Source organism: Nocardiopsis metallicus, from assembly GCF_014201115.1.
GTDB lineage: Bacteria > Actinomycetota > Actinomycetes > Streptosporangiales > Streptosporangiaceae > Nocardiopsis > Nocardiopsis metallicus.
In genome coordinates this window covers 4,292,284-4,309,834 of record NZ_JACHDO010000001.1, presented here as the reverse complement: position 1 = coordinate 4,309,834, position 17,551 = coordinate 4,292,284, and the positions used below count along the sequence as shown (strand labels likewise).

12 protein-coding genes are annotated in these 17,551 nt (G+C 71.0%); 5 read left to right on the top strand and 7 right to left on the bottom strand.

Features of this window, described 5'->3' with window-relative positions:
* Positions 1 to 11: 11 nt before the first annotated feature.
* Both HNR07_RS18740 and HNR07_RS18735 read right to left on the bottom strand, forming a co-directional pair.
* A complete protein-coding gene (locus tag HNR07_RS18740; RefSeq protein WP_184366103.1) occupies positions 12 to 938 on the bottom strand; it encodes a DUF3592 domain-containing protein in 927 nt (308 codons plus the stop codon).
* A 69-nt stretch (positions 939 to 1,007) separates the two neighbouring features.
* On the bottom strand, positions 1,008 to 1,814 hold the full coding sequence (locus HNR07_RS18735; RefSeq protein ID WP_184366102.1) for a TIGR03089 family protein: 807 nt from the start codon (positions 1,812 to 1,814) through the stop codon (positions 1,008 to 1,010).
* A gap of 125 nt (positions 1,815 to 1,939) precedes the next feature.
* On the opposite strand from HNR07_RS18735, the gene HNR07_RS18730 reads away from it, so the two are divergent.
* The 3 genes from HNR07_RS18730 to HNR07_RS18720 are packed head-to-tail and all read left to right on the top strand — an operon-like array spanning position 1,940 to position 6,152.
* Entirely contained in the window at positions 1,940 to 3,991 is a 2,052-nt protein-coding gene (locus HNR07_RS18730; protein WP_184366101.1) for a hypothetical protein, read from the top strand.
* A 38-nt stretch (positions 3,992 to 4,029) separates the two neighbouring features.
* Positions 4,030 to 4,968 (top strand): glycosyltransferase family 2 protein, encoded by a 939-nt coding sequence (locus tag HNR07_RS18725; RefSeq protein ID WP_184366100.1) that lies wholly within the window; start codon positions 4,030 to 4,032, stop codon positions 4,966 to 4,968.
* Positions 4,965 to 6,152, top strand: coding sequence for a glycosyltransferase family 4 protein (locus HNR07_RS18720; RefSeq protein ID WP_184366099.1), 1,188 nt, complete (start codon positions 4,965 to 4,967; stop codon positions 6,150 to 6,152). Before HNR07_RS18725 ends, HNR07_RS18720 begins: the two co-directional genes overlap by 4 nt.
* Before the next feature lie 19 nt (positions 6,153 to 6,171).
* Here the strand turns inward: HNR07_RS18720 and HNR07_RS18715 are convergent, their stop codons facing one another.
* Positions 6,172 to 6,927 carry a hypothetical protein gene (locus HNR07_RS18715; RefSeq protein WP_184366098.1) on the bottom strand — a complete coding sequence of 252 codons (756 nt, stop codon included), beginning with the start codon at positions 6,925 to 6,927 and terminating at the stop codon, positions 6,172 to 6,174.
* 26 nt (positions 6,928 to 6,953) lie between these two features.
* Positions 6,954 to 7,907 carry a lysylphosphatidylglycerol synthase domain-containing protein gene (locus HNR07_RS18710; protein ID WP_184366097.1) on the bottom strand — a complete coding sequence of 318 codons (954 nt, stop codon included), beginning with the start codon at positions 7,905 to 7,907 and terminating at the stop codon, positions 6,954 to 6,956.
* A gap of 142 nt (positions 7,908 to 8,049) precedes the next feature.
* On the opposite strand from HNR07_RS18710, the gene HNR07_RS18705 reads away from it, so the two are divergent.
* Complete coding sequence (locus HNR07_RS18705) at positions 8,050 to 8,601, top strand: hypothetical protein (protein ID WP_184366096.1); 552 nt, start codon at positions 8,050 to 8,052, stop codon at positions 8,599 to 8,601.
* 306 nt (positions 8,602 to 8,907) lie between these two features.
* The gene (locus HNR07_RS18700; protein WP_184366095.1) at positions 8,908 to 11,535 is read left to right on the top strand and encodes a bifunctional FO biosynthesis protein CofGH; all 2,628 of its coding nucleotides are present in this window, start codon (positions 8,908 to 8,910) and stop codon (positions 11,533 to 11,535) included.
* A gap of 117 nt (positions 11,536 to 11,652) precedes the next feature.
* Here the strand turns inward: HNR07_RS18700 and HNR07_RS18695 are convergent, their stop codons facing one another.
* From HNR07_RS18695 to HNR07_RS18685, 3 genes are all read right to left on the bottom strand, one after another.
* Entirely contained in the window at positions 11,653 to 13,989 is a 2,337-nt protein-coding gene (locus tag HNR07_RS18695; RefSeq protein ID WP_184366094.1) for a chitinase C-terminal domain-containing protein, read from the bottom strand.
* 222 nt (positions 13,990 to 14,211) lie between these two features.
* Positions 14,212 to 15,456 (bottom strand): glycosyl hydrolase family 18 protein, encoded by a 1,245-nt coding sequence (locus HNR07_RS18690; protein WP_184366093.1) that lies wholly within the window; start codon positions 15,454 to 15,456, stop codon positions 14,212 to 14,214.
* Positions 15,457 to 15,635: 179 nt separating this feature from the next.
* Positions 15,636 to 17,228, bottom strand: coding sequence for a Na+/H+ antiporter (locus HNR07_RS18685; RefSeq protein ID WP_184366092.1), 1,593 nt, complete (start codon positions 17,226 to 17,228; stop codon positions 15,636 to 15,638).
* Positions 17,229 to 17,551 lie beyond the last annotated feature (323 nt).

Sequence of the window (17,551 nt, the reverse complement as noted above, 5' to 3'; positions counted from 1 at the left end):
AGGGCGACCGGTCAGAGGATGAACGCCAGCACCGAGCCGACGAGTACGAAGACCCCACCCACCACGAACGGCACCACGACCGGGATCCGCCCCGCGTTCGGGTGATCGGCCAGGGCGTAGTGCGGTGGATGGGCGGGGTCGTAGTCCACGCGCAGTTCCTGTTGGGGAACGGGGACGAAACGGCCGCTGGCGACGGAGTGCCGAACGTGGACCTCCCGCCCGTCGGCGGCCTGGAAGTAGACCGTGAACGGGTGCACCCGAATCGTGGTCCACCCCCTGTTCCGACGGCGTCCGCGCTTGGTCTCGGTCCAACAGTCGGTCACCGTTCCCGTGGTCGAGGCCCGCAGGTCGGGGCGCGTGCTCGTGTCCGTGAGCAGACGGTGCGCCGCGCTTGCCAGCACCCCCAGGCCCAGCACGACGAAGAGCGGCGGTATCAGGCCAAGGGCGGTATCGGCGCGGTTCGCCGCGACCAGGACAGCGATCACGAGGATGACCAGGCTCGCCGCCAGAGGGGACAGCGCCGCTGTGAGGGAGGGCGGGCCGGGGACCCCGTCGCGGTAGAGGGGGTAGTCCCCCCGGGAACGGTCCGGGAAGGCCGCACGCTCCACACGTACGTTCGACGGGTCCGCCGGGTCGTACAGCGCTGTGACCGGGGTGCCCTCCCGGAGGAGGTAGCCCCCGGTCCCCGACTCGTCGACCGCCTCCCAGGAACCTCTCCCGACGTCATGCAGCTGGACGGTGACCGCCTGCCGTCCGGAGGGGCGGCCCAGGGGGTGGACGGCGCGGACGACCCCGTGCGTGCGGACCCCAGACCTGGCCAGCCCCAGTTCGCGCCGACGCCGCGACAGAGCGAGAAGGGTTTTTCGGGCCCCCGTGTAAAGCAGGTATCCCGTCACGACCAGGAGCGGGACCAGGGGAGCGAGAGCGTCGGTGTTCACCGGAACGTTTTACCAAGCCGACATAACAGACGGAGCAACGCCCCCGGCTTCGCCCTGGCCTTCCTACGCTCAGACGACCCGGCGGAAGGGCAGGTCGCCCGCGGGCTCGGGCCCGTACAGCACGCTGACCCGCTCCGTGCCCATCCGGTCCAGGAACCGCTGGAGGTCGCCCTCGGCCGGGGGCGGGGTCAGCACCAGGGGCGCACCGGAGACCACCGCGGCGGTGAGCACGGACAGGTCCTCGCGGAGCGCGGTCAGCGGGGCGTCGGGGGCGACGACCACCGCGAGCCGGTCCTGCTCGCCCAGGTCCCACTCCTTGGCCAGGGCCCGCCCGGCCGCCGCCACGTCGGCGCCGGTGAGGGTACGCCCGGCGGACTCCAGGGCGGGTTCGGCGGCGTCCACCGGGTAGGCGGGGAAGTGGTCGCCGTGCCCGCGCACCTCGACGGTGTAGTCGGTGACCATCGGCGGAACCTCGCGCAGCGGCAGGCCCAACGGGTCCAGGGAGGTGCCCACGACCTCCTCCGCGCCGCTGTCCAGGGCGGCCTCCAGGCGGCCCGAAGCGGCCACCGCGACCTCCGTGTCCGGCGCCACCCCTTCGTCGGACAGCACCACCGCGGCCCCCACCGACCAGCTGGACAGGATCCACGCCAGGGACTGCCAGTGCGGCGGCAGGGCGAGCGCCACCCGGTCGCCCGGCTGGGTGCCGAAGCCGTCCACGAGCATGTTCGAGGTCTTGGACACCCAGTTGTCGAGGGTGGCCCGGGAGAGCTCGATCCGGTCGCCGAGTTCGTCGTAGGAGGTCACGAACGGGCGTGAGGGATCGGCGGAGACGAGGGCGCGCCAGAGCCGCGCGGGAGAGTCGGACATGGCGCCCATGTTAGGTGTTCCCGCTGGCCCGGACGGCCTCACCAGCGCGTTCTTCCGGGGTCCGGTTAGTCATGGTCGCGCCCGTGCTGGGATGCGGTGTGCGTACCGTGCCGCCAACTGCCAGAGTTGCCCCCATGCGCCTGCTTCCCGGACGGATCCTCGCCCGTGTGACCGCGCTCCCCGCGATCGCCCTCTCGGCCTGGCTCCTCGCCGCCTTCCCCCTCCTGGTCATCGGCCATTTCACCCCGCTGACCTCGCTCATCCTGGGGCTGCCCGCCGTCGTCGCGGCCTGCGCCCTGGTACCGCGGCTGATCCCGGACCCGCCGGACGGGGAGAGGGTGCCCTGGTGGCCGGTGATCGCGGTCCTGGTGATCGCGGTGGCCTTCGCCGCCGTCCAGATCGCCTTCCACGCCGAGGCCCTGGTGATCCGGCGCGACCCGGCCTCCTACGCCATGTACACGGCCTGGATCGCGGAGAACGGGTACCTGCCCATCCCGCAGCAGCGCGAGCTCATCGCGGGCGACGACCCGGCGCTGAGCTACCAGAGCCTGGCCTACTACCAGCGCGACGACGTCATCTGGCCGCAGTTCATGGCCGGGGCGCCGCTGGTCCTGTCGGTCGGCTACTGGCTCGGCGGGCTGGACGGCATGCTCGTGACCACCCCGGTCCTGGGCGCACTGGGCGTGCTCACCTTCGCCGGGCTCACCGCCCGTCTGGTGGGTGCCCGCTGGGCTCCGCTGGCCGCGCTGATCCTGGCGGTGTGCCTGCCGCAGCAGTGGGTCAGCCGGTTCACCTACAGCGAGCCCCTCGCCCAGATCCTGCTCCTGGGCGGCCTGCTCCTGGCCTTCGACGCCCTGGCCCGGAACCGGAGCATCACCGACCGCTGGGGAGGCCCGCAGACCCTGGCGGCCGTCGCCGGGCTGGTGTTCGGGCTGGGTGTGCTGGTGCGCATCGACGCCATCCGCGACCTCCTGCCGGTGGTCGGTTTCGTCGGCCTGCTGCTGGTCGCCCGGCGCGGTCAGGGGCTTCCGCTGGTCGGCGGGCTCGCCGTGGGGGTGATCTACGGGCTGGTCGCGGGGTACGGCTTCTCCTACCCCTACCTGGACTACCTCTCGGACTCCCTGAACCCCCTCCTCCTGATCAGCTCCGTGGTCGTCTTCGCCACCGTCGTGCTCACCGCCGCGCTGTGGCGGTACGGGCTGCCGCACACCGAACGCGTCCGGTGGCTGCCCAACACGATGGCGGCGCTCGCGCTGCTGACCATGGTCGGTTTCGCGATCCGCCCCCTGCTCTGGCCGGACTACGGGCACGGCAGCGACTTCACCGACCAGTGGGTCGCCGCCGTCCAGCAGATCGAGGGCCTGCCCGTCGAGGGCAGCCGCACCTACTACGACATGAGCCTGTACTGGGTGGGCTGGTACGTGGGGCTGGGCACCGTCCTGTTCGCCGCCCTGGGCGTCGCTCTCGTCCTGCGCAGGCTCACCCAGCGCCGCGACCTCCCGTGGCTGCTGCCCGCCATGCTGCTGGTCTGGACGGTCACCACCACCCTGCTCCGCCCGGCCATCACCCCTGACCACCCGTGGGCCAGCAGGCGGCTGATCGTGCTGGTGATCCCCGCGTTCATCCTGTTCGCGGTGTGGTTCCTGGCCTGGCTGACCCACTACTGCGAGCGCTCCGTCAGCTACACCAGGGGCGGTTCGATGGTCCGCTCACTGCCCGCCGTGGTCGCCGCCTGCGCCGCGGTGTCCCTGCTCGGACCAGCGGTGGCCACCTCTGCCGCGGGGATCATGGGGTACCGGCAGGACGTGGGAACGGTGGCCGAGACCGAGCGGCTCTGCGCGTCGCTGCCCCCTGACGCCTCGGTCATCGTGGTTGACTCCGCGATGGCGGGGAATTACATGCCGCTGCTGCGCAACGTGTGCGGGGCGCCCACCGCGGCCCTGGCCGACCCGAGCCCGGAGGTGGTCCAACGCGTGGTCTCGGCCGTGCACGAGCGCGGCCGGGACGCCGTGCTCGCCGCGCCGGAATGGGACCACCTCGACGGGCTCACCGACGGCTCGGTGGAGCCCGAACGGCACTTCCACGTCGTCGCCGAAATGGACCCGAGTACCCTCATGGAGCCCCCGACCGGACACTGGACCTTCAACGGAAGCGTGTGGACCGCCGTCCTGCCCGCCTCCGAATAGGGTCCGCGCCGCCCCCGACCACCCCGCTGAGAAGAAGCATGAGCCACACAGACTCCGAAGAGACCGCCGCGCAGATCACCGACGACCCGCCCGTACGGGTCACGATCGTGCTGCCCTGCTACAACGAGGAGGAGCACGTCGTCGACGAGATCAAGCGGATCTGCGCGGCGATGGACGCCTCCGGGTACGGGTACGAGCTGCTCGCCGTCGACGACGCCTCCACCGACGACACCCTCGCCCGGCTGCGCGAGGCCTCCGACGTCTTCCCGCACACGCGCGTGGTGGCCTTCGGGCACAACGGCGGCTCGGGCACGGTCCGGCGGATCGGCAGCCAGCGGGCGCGCGGCGAGTACGTGGTGTGGACCGACGCCGACATGAGCTACCCCAACGAGCGCATCCCCGAGCTCGTCGCGATGCTCGACGCCGACCCCGAGACCGACCAGGTCGTGGGTGCGCGCACCCAGGAGATGGGCACGCACAAGGTGCTGCGGGTCCCGGCCAAGTGGATGATCCGCAAGATCGCCGAACGCCTCACCAACACCCGCATCCCCGACCTCAACTCCGGGCTCAGGGTGTTCCGCAAGGACGTGGCCCGTCCCTACCTGCGCTTGCTGCCGCCCGGGTTCTCCTGTGTCACCACCATCACGCTGGCGTTCCTGTCCAACCAGCACACCGTGAAGTACGTGCCCATCGAGTACGCCAAGCGCGCGGGCACGTCCAAGTTCCACTTCGTGCGCGACGCCTACCGGTACATCCTCCAGGTGCTGCGCATGGTCATGTACTTCAACCCGCTCAAGGTCCTCATGCCGCCCGCGCTGTGGCTGCTGGGGATCGGTGCGGCCAAGTTCGTCTACGACCAGGTCCGCAACCCGCTCTACATGCCCAACAACACCGTCATGATCCTCATGACCGGGCTGATCATCGCGGCGATCGCGCTGCTGGCCGACCTCATCGTGCGTTCCAGGGAGCACCCGTGACCGACCACGCGGACCCGGGGGATGGCCGCGAGGCCCCGGCGGCCCGGCGGATCACCCTGGTCGGCCCCGCACACCCCTACAAGGGCGGCGGTGCCCGGCACACCACCGAACTCGCCCACCGGCTGCGCGACCTCGGCCACGAGGCGGGGATCGAGTCGTGGCGGGCGCAGTACCCGGCGGCGCTGTACCCGGGGCAGCAGACCATCACCGACCCCGAGGGCGAGCCGTTCCCGCGCACCCGGCACGAGCTGGCCTGGTACCGCCCGGACGGCTGGTGGCGGACCGGGCGGCGGCTGGCCGGGGAGAGCGACCTGGTGGTGCTCACCCTGTTCTCACCGGTGCAGGTGCCCGCCTACCTGGGCATCCTCGCCGGGATCCGCTCACTGGTCCGTGGCGGTGGCCGCAGCGGTGACCGGAATGGCGGGGCGGGGCCGCGCGTGGTGGTGCTGTGCCACAACGTCCTGCCGCACGAGCGGCGGGCGATCGACGTCTGCCTGGTCCGGGCCCTGCTGCGCAGGGTCGACGGGGTGCTCACCCACTCGGCCGAACAGGGCCGCCTCGCCGAAGGGCTCCTCGGCCCGGGGGCCCCGGCGCCGGTGGTCGCGGAGATGCCCCCGCACCTGCCCGACACCGGGGGAGTGCGTTCGGACGAGCACACCGGGGAGTGCCGCAGCCTGCTGTTCTTCGGGATCGTGCGGCCCTACAAGGGCGTGGACGTCCTGCTGCGGGCCCTGGCCGAGGGTGCGCCCGAGGACGTCACGCTCACCGTGGCGGGGGAGTTCTGGGGCGGCTACGGCGACCTGGCGGCCCTGGCCGGGGAGCTGGGGCTGGGCGACCGGGTCCGGTTCCGGGAGGGCTACGTGCCCGCCGACGAACTGCCCGAACTCCTGGCGGGTGCGGACGCCCTCGTACTGCCGTACCGATCGGCCACCGCCACCCAGAACGTGTGGCTGGCGCACGAGCACGGGCTTCCGGTCATCGCCACCCGGGCGGGCACCCTCGCCGACCACGTGCGCGAGGGGGTGGACGGCCTGCTCTGCGAACCCGGGGACGCGGCCGACCTGGCCCGGGCGCTGAGGGCGTTCTACCGGCCGGGCGAGCCCGCCCGACTCAGGGAGGGCGCCCGGCCGGTGGACGCCGAGCCGTACTGGAAGGCCTACACGGACCGCCTGCTCGGCACCTGATGCCGGGCAGTCCGCCGGTTCAGCAGGTCCGGCGGCGGCGCAGGTACAGCACGGCGGGCACCAGCAGGAAGACCAGTCCGAGCAGGCCCGCGCCCAGGATGATCCAGGGAAGAAGGGCCTGCGCCCCCGAGGAGGCCGCGGCGGCCTCCTCGGCGCCGTTCTCCCGCTGCTCCCGCTGTTCGTCGTCGTCGCCCACCTGAACGCTGGCCACAGCGGTCTCGGCGTTCACCGTGCAGTCGCCGAACCCGGGCAGGCTGAAGGACTCCGTGGCCACGCGGACCTCGTAGAAGCCCAGCGGGGGCTCCCAGCCCGCCCAGGCCACGCCGGGCGCCTCCTCGCCGGTCAACAGTCGGCCACCGGCACCGGACAGGGTGGCGGTCAGCGTTCCGGCGCGGTCGGCGGCCTCGTCCATCTCCTCGGCGGTGATCCCGGGGAGGGGCTCGGGGTGCGGCACCAGGACGAGTTCGAGGTCGATACCGCCCTCGGCGCCCTCCTCGCCCGGGTCCTCGTGAGCGAGTTCGGCGGCCAACGGCAGGGAGAGTCCGGGCTGGTCGTCGACTTCCTGGCTCAGGACGGGGAAGAGCTGCCCGATCACGGTGAGGGTGCCCGCGCCCTGGTCGCACTCGACCTCGGCGGGTTTGACGTAGGCGTGCGAGGGACCTTCGGGCGGGGGGTCGTCGGCGGCCGGGGCCGCGGCACCGAGCAGCGCCGGTGCCAGTAGCGACAGGACCACGGGGGCGGACAGGAAACGTGGGAAGCGGGGGGCCCAGTTCATGGGGCATGAGCATAGGCCGACCCGAATCAAAAAGAAAGGTTTCTTTCCTGTTCATGTTCGGGCGCCTTGGACACCAGGACCGCCAACCCCGCCCAGCCCACGTCCGCCACCGTCATGACCAGCCGGGACAGCACCGCCACCACCAGGGCCGCGCCCGCGTCCACCACCGGGGCCAGCGCCACCACCAGGACCACCTCACGCACCCCCAGCCCGGCGGGCGCGAACACCACCAGCAGCCCCAGCGTCCAGGCCAGCGCGTAGGCGCCCACCGCCGGCCCCGCCGATCTCAGCGCGTCGCCGCCCACCGCCCAGGTCAGCAGCCACACATGCGCGCCCAGCGGCACCCAGGCCACCAGGGTCCAACCCACGGACGCCGCGACCGCTCCCCCTCTGAGCTCCAGCGGTCCCGCCTCGGCCACCTCACGGAACCGAGCGAAGGGCCTGGCCGCCAGCCGCACACCCCAGCCGAGCACTCTCGGATGCAGGCAGGCCAACAGCAGGGGCGCGGCCGCCAACGCCCACCACCAGCGGCGCGCCGCCTCCGCGGAGGACAGCGGCAGCGCCACGGCGGCCACCGCCAGGCTGACGGCCACGGTCACGGCGATCGCCAACAGGGTCGCCGCCGCCCCCCGGGACCTGGGCACCTTCCAGTCCCGGGCCAGCTCCACCTGGGCCACGAACGCCCACACCGAGCCGGGCAGGTACTTGCCGAGCTGACCCACGAACATCACCCGAGCAGCGGCGGCCCTCGGTAGCGGCGAGCCCAGACCGGACAGCAGGGACCGCCACGCCAGCATCTGCGCGGCCAGCCCCAGCATCCCCGCCAGCACGGCGGCGGGCAGCACCCACAGCGGGAGTTCGGACACGGCGTCCCGTGCCTGCGTCCAGTTGGCGTACAGGGCCGCCCCCGCCCCCGCGCACACCAGCACGAGCAGGGCCAGTCGCACCCACGTGTTCCGTCGAAGCCGAGTCAGCACCATCTCAGCCTAGGCCCGCGCACCCACCCGCCTCCGGTCGTCCACAGGCCAGGCTCCATCCCGGCGTGACATGATTCCGAAGTTCGGAACTCCTGTCGGCCTGGTCCTGCGATCCCCGACAAGAAACAGACAGGGAACAGAGAAGATGCGCCCGAGACCCCTCGGCTCAGTGGCCATGACCGTCCTGCTGGCTACTGGATGCGCCGCTCCGGCCTCGGATCCCGTGCTCGGCCCCGAACCCCGGGCCGACCAGGAATCAGAGAGTGCCGAATCGGAGCGCACCCCCGAGCCACTGCCGGAGCGCACGCCTGGCGAGGTCTTCCCCCTGGGTGATTGGGACGTCACCGTCACGGGTTTCACTGAAGATGTCACCCTGACTTCGGCGGACGGCCGTCTGTCCGACCCCAGCAAGCAGTGGATCGAGGTCAGCTTCTCCGTGGCCTATCAGGGAGAGGGGGAGAACTTCTTCGGTGGTAACCACGCTGAGTTGGTGGACGAGGCCGGAACCTCCTACATCTCCGCGCTCGGTGTGGGGGTCTCGGAACCCACGGACTGGTTGGCGGCGGGGGAGGAGGAGACCGTCGCCGTGCACTTCGAGGTACCGCGTGACTTCCGGCCGGACCACGTCACGGTCGCCGGTGATCCTTACGCAGCCCAAACCGATCGGGTTCGCGTCGACCTGACCGAGGCGGGCTGACCAGATGTGGCTGCGCCGAAGACCGGGGCCTGGCATTAGCTGGTACCCGGACGGGTCAGGTTCCCTTCGGACCGGGCCCGCGCTCGCCCCCTCCGCTTGTCCACAGCTCGCGAGCTTCGCGGTGGCGGCGGATGGTGGACGTGGTGTCTCATCGATCTCGGGGGAGGTTTCGGCTCCGCCCGCTTCGGACTGCCCATGAGCCGAACCCTTCCGTTCTATTCCGCCTTCGCCGTGTGTTCCTTGTTGCAGGCCGCCACCGGGTGGCGGTCGTCACCCGGAAACGGCTGGCGCGTAGGGTGTGCCGGTATGAGTGGTGCGAAAGACCCTGCCCCCATCCCCACACCGACGGCGGCCGCCATGCGCAGGGCGCTGGCCCGGGCGCGGGACGGTAAGACCCTCGACGTCACCGAGGCCGAAGTACTGCTGCACGCCCGCGGCGAGGACCTCGAACAGCTCCTCGGCCACGCCGGAAGGGTCCGGGACGCGGGCCTGGAGGCGGCCGGGCGGCCGGGGGTGATCACCTACAGCCGCAAGGTCTTCGTGCCGCTGACCCGCCTGTGCCGGGACCGCTGCCACTACTGCACCTTCGCCACGGTTCCGGGCCGCCTGGACGCGCCCTTCATGTCCCCGGACGAGGTCCTGGAGATCGCCCGCGAGGGCGCGCGCATGGGCTGCAAGGAAGTCCTCATCACCCTGGGGGACCGCCCCGAGGACCGGTGGAAGCAGGCCGCCGAGTGGCTGAACTCGCGCGGCTACGACGACACCCTCTCGTACGTGCGCGCCATGTCGATCATGGTCCTGGAGGAGACCGGACTGCTCCCGCACCTCAACCCCGGGGTGCTGACCTGGTCGGACTTCCAGCGCCTCAAGCCGGTCTCCCCGTCCATGGGGATGATGCTGGAGACCACCTCGCGGCGGCTCTTCGAGGAGAAGGGCCAGCCGCACTACGGCAGCCCCGACAAGGACCCCGCGGTGCGGCTGCGCGCCATGGAGGACGCCGGGCGCTCCAGCGTCCCCTTCACCACCGGCATCCTGCTCGGGATCGGTGAGACGGTCGCCGACCGCGCGGAGTCGATCTTCGCGATGCGCGGGGTCTCCCGCCGCTACGGCGGCATCCAGGAGGTCATCGTGCAGAACTTCCGGGCCAAGCCGGACACCGCGATGATGCACCGGCCCGACGCCGAGCGCGACATGATGGCCGCGACCATCGCCGTCACCCGCCTGGTGATGGGCCCCAAGGCGCACATCCAGGCCCCGCCCAACCTCATCGGCGCGGACCGGGGCGGCGTGGACGAGTACGAGCTGATGATCCGCGCGGGCATCGACGACTGGGGCGGGGTCTCCCCGCTCACCGCCGACCACGTCAACCCCGAACGCCCCTGGCCGCAGATCGACGACCTCGCAGCCCGCACCGCCGCCCAGGGGTTCGCGCTGCGCGAGCGCCTCACCGTCTACCCGGAGTACATCCGGGCGGGCGAACCCTGGGTGGACCCGAGGCTGCGCGCGCACATCGACGCGATCGCGGACCCGGAGACCGGCCTGGCCCGCGAGGACGCCCCGCTGGTGGGCCGACCCTGGCAGGAGCCGGACGCGGTCCTGGTCTCCTCGGGCCGCACCGACCTGCACACGGAGATCGACACCGAGGGCCGCACCGGTGACCGGCGCGGCGACTTCGACGCCGTCTACGGCGACTGGGACGAACTCACCCCGGGCGTGGACCGCCAGGGCGCGCGGCCCCGGCGCCTGGACCCGGAGATCTCCGCGGCCCTGCGCAGCGCCGAACGCGACCCGGCGGGGCTCAGCGACTCCGAGGCCCTGGCCCTGCTGCACGCCGACGGGGACGCCCTGGAGGCGCTCACCGGCCTGGCCGACCGGGTCCGCCGCGACACCGTCGGCGACGACGTCACCTATGTGGTGACCAGGAACATCAACTTCACCAACGTCTGTTACACCGGCTGCCGGTTCTGCGCCTTCGCGCAGCGGCGCACCGACGCCGACGCCTACACGCTCTCCCTGGACCAGGTCGCCGACCGCGCCGAGGAGGCGTGGAAGGCGGGGGCCACCGAGGTGTGCATGCAGGGCGGAATCCACCCGGACCTGCCGGGCACCGCCTACTTCGACATCGCCGCCGCGGTCCGCGACCGCGTCCCGGACATGCACGTGCACGCCTTCAGCCCGATGGAGGTGGTGAACGGGGCCGCCCGTACCAACCTGCCGGTACGCGAGTGGCTGACCCGCGCCCGCGAGTCAGGGCTCGGCTCGATCCCGGGCACCGCCGCGGAGATCCTCGACGACGAGGTCCGCTGGATCCTCACCAAGGGCAAACTGCCCGCCAGCGAGTGGATCGAGGTCATCACCAGCGCCCACGACCTGGGGATTCCCACCACGTCCACGATGATGTACGGCCACGTGGACTCCCCGCACCACTGGGTGGCGCACATCAAACTGCTGCGGTCCCTCCAGGAACGTGCCGTGGAGCGCAACGGCAAGCGCGGCTTCACCGAGTTCGTGCTGCTGCCGTTCGTGCACACCAACGCGCCGATCTACCTCGCGGGCCTGGCCCGCACGGGCCCCACCGTCCGCGAGAACCGCGCGGTGCACGCCCTGGCCCGGCTGCTGCTGCACGGCCACATCGACAACATCCAGGGCTCCTGGGTGAAGCTGCACGAGGACACCTTCCGCCAGCTCCTCGACGGCGGCGTCAACGACGTCGGCGGGACCCTCATGGAGGAGACCATCAGCCGCATGGCCGGCTCCGGGCAGGGTTCGTACAAGACGATCAGCGACATCAAGGCCCTCGTCGAACCCACGGGCCGCCCGGTCCGCCAGCGCACCACCACCTACGGCCCGGTCCCCGCCGAACGCCAGCGGGTCGCCGAGGCCAGCGACGGGGTGGCCCCCAGCATCCTGCGCCCCAACCTCCCGGTGGTCTGACCCGGGACGAACGGCAGGGGAGGGACGCCGGGGGACGGCGTCCCTCCCCTGGTCGGTGGGCGGCCCGTCAGGGAGGGGCCGGATGCGCCGGACCGCCCGGGTCAGCGGGTGTCCGGGTCAGCAGGTGCCCAGGTGTTCCCAGACCCCCCACTCACCCGTGGTGCCCGGCTCCTCGCCCTGGGTCCACCAGCGGGCGCGGTACTCGCTCCCGTCGTGCGTCACCTCGTCGCCGGTGTTGTACACCGTGCCGGAACTCCAGGACGGCGCGTCGCACTCGCTGGGCCCGCCGCCGTTGTCGTCCCCGTCGCCGGGGCCCTCCACCAGCTCGCCCTCGCGGGGGTGGTCGTAGGTGAGGGCGTACTCGACGCCGCCCACCTCGATGCGGAAGTTCGACGGCTGGGAGATCGGGAGCTGGTAGTTGATGGTGAAGTCCAGCGAGCCCCCGGCCGGGATGCTCTGCCATCCGGGCACGGTCAGTTCCACCCGGTGGAAGTCGCCGTCCAGGCCGCCGACGTTGTTGTCCCGGGTATGTCCCCTGTGTACGTGGGCCAGTCCCATGCCGGACTGGTCGCCCATGGACCCGGGGGCCGAGGTGCCGTAGTCGAAGGTGATCTTCGAGCCGCCGGGGATGTCGGTGGCGGAGTTGTTGGTGATGGTCACCTCCGGCGTGATCGGGTAGTTGTTGTCGCCCAGCGCGAAGCCGCCGAACTCCACGTCCACGTCCAGGACCTGTTCCGGGGCGGGTGTCTCGGCCTTGACCGCGCCGTAGGGGCCCGCGTTGCTCAGCGTCTGGTGCAGGGACGTGATGAGCGTGTCACCCATGAAGTACTGCTCGGCGTCGGCGTCGTAGGAGTAGTCGCCCGCCATCTCCCAGATCATCACGCCGCCCAGTCCGGTGTCGGCGACGTAGTCGGCCTTGGCGCTGATGGTCTGGTCGGCGTCACCCGACAGGAACGTGCGGGTCTGCGGGTTCCACCACCACTCGTTCTTGGTCACGTCGTCCCAGTGGCGTTCGTAGGTGCCCACCAGCTCGGTGTCCACCCCGTAGTCCTCGACGTAGTCTCCGACGACCCCGTTCTCCAGGTTGAGGACGTGCCAGATCGGGTTGACACCGGCCTCGATCGCGTCGCCGGTGATCGGGTCGCTGTCGAACCACAGGTTGTCGATGCCCCCGGCGCCGTGGCCGCAGGGGTCGTTGATGCCGGTCCCCGGTTGGCACTGGGTCTGGTCGGGCAGGGCCGAGGTGCCCCACAGGCCGTTCTCCCCGCCCTGCACGTCCTGCCAGCCGCGGGTGTAGAAGGGCACGCCCAGGTTGATCCGGCCCGCCTGCATGGCGCCTCGGAAGTAGTGGTGGGCCCAGTCGGCGTTCAGGTAGCCGATGCCGTCGAAGGCGTTGTAGACGTCCCTCAGCTCGGGGTCCTGGCCGCTGTCGAAGAGCGCGCCGTTGTGGCCCACGAAGTGGTTCCAGGTGCCGTGCAGGTCGTAGGTCATCATGTTGACGAAGTCCAGGTACTGGACGACCTGGTGCACCTCCTGGCCGCGCAGCAGCCAGCCGGACGAGGGAGCCGCCACGGTCAGCTGGTAGTAGGTGCCGTCCGCCACGGCGGCCTCGTCGAGCTTCTCGCGCAGGACGCGCATCAGCTCCTCGTAGCCCTCCCAGAGCAGGCCGCGCCGGGCGTCGGAGATCCAGTAGTCGTCCGGGCTGCCCGCTCCCTGCATCGAGGTCGCGTACTCGTAGTCGATGTCCAGGCCGTCGAACCCGTACTCGCGTACGAACTCCACCGCGGAGTCGGCGAAGGTCTCGATCCCGGCGTGGTTCACACCGGTCTCGGTGGTGGTCATCGAGTAGAAGCCGCCGCTGTCCACCCGCTCTCCGTCGGGCCCGAAGAACCCGCCGGTCTCGGCCCAGCCGCCCACGGCGACCAGGGTCCGGACCCCGGGGTTGTCCTTCTTGAACTTGTTCAGCAGGTTGAAGTGTCCGTCGTAGTCGAACTCGGGGTCGGGTTCGAGACCGGGCCGGTCCCAGGTCATGCCGGTGGCGGGGTTGTCGGGGGTGTCGGGTCCGACTGAGAGCTCGTTGTCGGAGTTCACGTGCCCGAACGCGTAGTTGATGTGGGAGATCTTGTCCCAGGGGATGTCGTCGACCAGGTAGCTGGGCTGGTCGTTGGCCCCGTTGCGCCAGCTGGTGAAGTAGCCGATCACCCTGCGGTCGAGGCCGTTGGGCAGGATCTCGCGCCCGTCGGAGTCGTAGACGTCGCAGTAGGGGACGTCCAGACCGGGCGTCGGATAGAGGCCGTCGGGACGGCAGTCAGCGTGGTCGGACGAGGCGGAGGGCGGGGCCGGTTCCTGGGGAGCCGCGGCGGCCGGGGGCGCGAACAGCAGGCTCGCCGCGGTACCCAGGCCCGCGGCTGCTGCCAGGGCGCGTGCCCATCGGCTGGACGGATTGACTGTCATGGGGGATTCCCTCTGTTCTGCTTGGCGTGCCGGGGTACCTGTCCCGGTCCGGGGAGACAGGGCTCTGGGGCACCGGTGGGGGATCAGTCAGGTGGGGAACGACAGCGGGCGTGCGAGAGGAGGGTGACCGCTGGGGCGGGGACCGCCCCCCCCGCAGGTGTGTGCGTGAGGGGGCGGTCCCCGGTGGCCGCGGGCGGGAGCGGCTCAGGTGGTGGAGCGGCGTCAGCAGCTGCCGACGCGGTCCCAGACACCCCATTCGCCGGTGGTGCCGGGCTCTTCGCCCTGGGTCCACCAGCGCGCGGTGTAGACCGAGCCGCCGTGGGAGACGGAGTCGCCCTGCGTGTACACGCTGCCGGCGTTCCAAGCGGCGGCGTCGCAGTCGGGGTCGGTCGGGCTGGGGGAGGGGGTGGGAGTGGGGCTGGGCGTGGGGGAGGGGGCCGTGCCGGGGCCGCTGGCCAGGCGGTCGGAGATGGTGTTGGCGAAGTCGTAGCCGTTGGTGGCGTCCCAGTTGATGGACCAGGTCATCACGCCGCCGATGGGTCCGTACGGGGTGTCGGGGGAGAAGGAGCCGCAGCTGGTCCCGGCCTCCAGGCAGTCCAGGGCGGCGATGATGTCGCTCGGGGGCATGTGGCCGCCACCGGCGGCGGAGGGCACGGCGGGCAGGCCCAGACCGACCTGGCTCGGCTCCAGGCCCATCTCCAGCTGGATACAGGCCTGGGCGGCGACGAAGTCGCTCGTGCCCTGGCTGTACACGCTGCCGTCACAACCCAGCATGGAGCCGGAGTTGTAGTACTGCATGTTCACGATGGTGAGGATGTCGGAGATGTTCTGGGCCAGCTGGTAGTACCCGGCGCTGGGGCTCTGGAAGTCGATGGTCTGCGGGGCCATCGCGATGATCAGGTCCGAACCGGCCCGGTCGCTGAGGTCGCGCAGGGCGTTGGTCAGGTGCTCGGCGTTGATGCCGTGCTCGAGGTCGATGTCCACCCCGTCGAACCCGTAGTCCTGCATGAGCTCGTAGGTGGTGTCGGCGAAGTTCTGCGCCTGGGTGGGGTTGGTGACGTCGACGTTGCCGATCTCGCCGCCCACCGAGATGATCACCTTGCGGCCCTCGGCCTGGATGGCGGCGACGTCGTCGCGGAACTGGGCGTCGGTGTACCCGTTCAGCTCGCTGCTGGCCAGGTTGAACGTGATGCCGCCGTCGAGGGTGGGGTGGTTGTCGGCGAAGGCGATCGCCACCAGGTTGTACTCGCTGGGGATCTCCGAGAGCGGCATCACGGTGGAGCCGTTGTCGAAGTTGTGCCAGTAGCCGGTGAGCCACTGGTGGGTCTGCTGGGTCTGGGCGGTGTCGGACACGGTTTCTACCTGGGTGGGTCCGGAAACCAGGGAGCCGCATGCGGTGACGAGCGCTGTGGCCGTCGCGGCGAGGCCGCCGAGAAGGGCGAGCCTGGTTCTGCGGGTGTTGAGCATGGGGGTGCTCCTTTCGTCGAGCGGGGGTGACGAAGGGTGTGATCTGCGACGCAGTAATTGTTAGGAAACCTTAGAGTTGCCGTTGATGCCCGTCAACGGAAACGGTTAAGAAAGTTTGTAGTTTTCTTGGGGGTTTGGTTTCAATAGGAACTGAGACCCATCAAGAACTCAGGCCCAATTCAGGCCCCGTACTGACCGCTTCCGCTGTCCCGGATGTCCATGTCCAGGGTCAGTCTTGTGAACACGTCGTAGTCGATCTCCCCCGAGCGGTACAGCGCCATGAGCGCGTCTCGGCGGGCCTGGGTGACCTGGTCCAACAGTGCCTTGCGGTTCCGCACGGCCTCCTTGGCCTCGCCAAGGTCCGGCTCCTCCGCGTCCAGCAGCCCCTTCACGTGAGAGATCCGCTTCGCGTACCGCTCGCGCACGGCGTCCGCGGTCTTCCCGTCCACGTCGCCCCCGGTGAGCATCTCGTCCACCTTGCGCACGGCGGCGCAGTCCATCTCGTACTCGGCCCGCAGGAACTCCTGCTGCCGGGTGCCCTCGTCGGACAGCCCCAGCCTGCGCAGCAGCCACGGCAGCGAGGTGCCCTGGCCGACCAGGGTGCCCATCACCACCGCCCCCGCCACGAAGATCAGTGCGCCCCGGTCGGTGAACTCCTCCCCGCCCAGCGTCGCGGGCAGGGACAGCGCGATCGCCAGGGACACCGCCCCGCGCATCCCGCTCCACCCGATCGCCACGCGCTCCCTGAACGCCGACACGTCCAGCCGCGACCCCGGCAGGTACCGCTGCACCGGAACCACGAACAGCATGAGCACCATCCGCAACACGATCGCGGTGGCGGTCACGGCCAGCGCCACCAGCACCAGGTGCACGAAGGCGTAGTCCTCCTGTACGGACCGCACCACGGCGTCCAGCTGCAGGCCCAGGAGCACGAACAGCATCGCCTCCAGAAGGCTCACCAGCGTGGTCCAGATGGTCTTACCGCTCACCCGGACCCGGGGCGGCAGCAGCCCCTCGCCGCGGGTGCCCAGGTAGAAACCGGCCACCACCGCGGCCAGCACCCCGGAGAACCCCGCCATCTCCGCGGGGATGTAGGCCACGAACGGGGTGATCAGCACCGTCATCAGTTGCAACGACGCGTCTGGCATCCGGCTGCGCGCCCAGGCGATCACCACGGCCACGACGGCGCCGTAGACCAGCCCGCCCACCACCACCCTGCCCAGCTCCCAGGCGGCGTCCGCCGGGGTCAGCGGGTGCAGCATCGCGGTGATCGCCAGACTGAACAGCGTGAGCGCGACCCCGTCGTTGATCAGGGACTCGCCCTCCAGGATGGTGAGCACCCGGCGCGGGGTGCCCGCCCGCTTGAGGATCGCCGAGGCCGCCACCGCGTCCGTCGGCGCGATCGCCGCGCCCAGGGCGATCGCCGCGGGCCAACCCGCGTCCGGCAGCAACAGGTGGATGATCGCGGCCAGCCCGAACGCCGTCGCCAGGGTCATCCCCACCGACATCACGATGATCGGCCGCGCGAGGTCGCGCATGTCCTTGGGGGAGGAGAAGAACGCCGCGTTGTAGATCAGCGGCGGCAGGAACACCAGCAGGATGACCTCGGGGGCGATGGACAGCGAGTGCATCCACGGAACCACCCCCAGGAGCATGCCCAGCATCACCAGGACCACCGCGCCGGGTATCCGGATCCGCCCGGCGACCAGCTGCCCCACGATGACCGCCACCACCACGACCAGCGTGGCGATCACGTACTCCTCGACGGCCACCCGAACCCCCTCGCCTCGGCCCCTCCCCGCCCCAGCATGCCGGGGCGGGGAGGGGCCGAAGGGAAGGACGCGCCGCTACCGCACCTCGACGAAGGCGTCCGGGTCGCGGGGCCCGCCACTACGGCGAAGAGCCCCAGTGCATGCCCGCGTTCGCCTGCGGGGTATTGTCGCCCGCTCCGAGATCGTGTTACATGACGGGGAGGAGGATGTTGACCGCCGCCCCGTCAGTCAGATCCGTGGCGGCGGCCAAGAGGACGACCAACAGAGCAAGGGAGCACCGGTTCATGGTGTTCACCCTCCGAGAGAGTCCTCATCGAAAGGGG

Excerpts from the sequence above, each read along its gene's own strand:
- HNR07_RS18735 (WP_184366102.1), bottom strand. The coding sequence starts at position 1,814 with ATGGGCGCCATGTCCGACTCTCCCGCGCGGCTCTGGCGCGCCCTCGTC.
- HNR07_RS18730 (WP_184366101.1), top strand. The coding sequence starts at position 1,940 with ATGCGCCTGCTTCCCGGACGGATCCTCGCCCGTGTGACCGCGCTCCCC.
- HNR07_RS18725 (WP_184366100.1), top strand. The coding sequence starts at position 4,030 with ATGAGCCACACAGACTCCGAAGAGACCGCCGCGCAGATCACCGACGAC.
- HNR07_RS18715 (WP_184366098.1), bottom strand. The coding sequence starts at position 6,927 with ATGAACTGGGCCCCCCGCTTCCCACGTTTCCTGTCCGCCCCCGTGGTC.
- HNR07_RS18710 (WP_184366097.1), bottom strand. The coding sequence starts at position 7,907 with ATGGTGCTGACTCGGCTTCGACGGAACACGTGGGTGCGACTGGCCCTG.
- HNR07_RS18705 (WP_184366096.1), top strand. The coding sequence starts at position 8,050 with ATGCGCCCGAGACCCCTCGGCTCAGTGGCCATGACCGTCCTGCTGGCT.
- HNR07_RS18700 (WP_184366095.1), top strand. The coding sequence starts at position 8,908 with ATGAGTGGTGCGAAAGACCCTGCCCCCATCCCCACACCGACGGCGGCC.
- HNR07_RS18695 (WP_184366094.1), bottom strand. The coding sequence starts at position 13,989 with ATGACAGTCAATCCGTCCAGCCGATGGGCACGCGCCCTGGCAGCAGCC.
- HNR07_RS18690 (WP_184366093.1), bottom strand. The coding sequence starts at position 15,456 with ATGCTCAACACCCGCAGAACCAGGCTCGCCCTTCTCGGCGGCCTCGCC.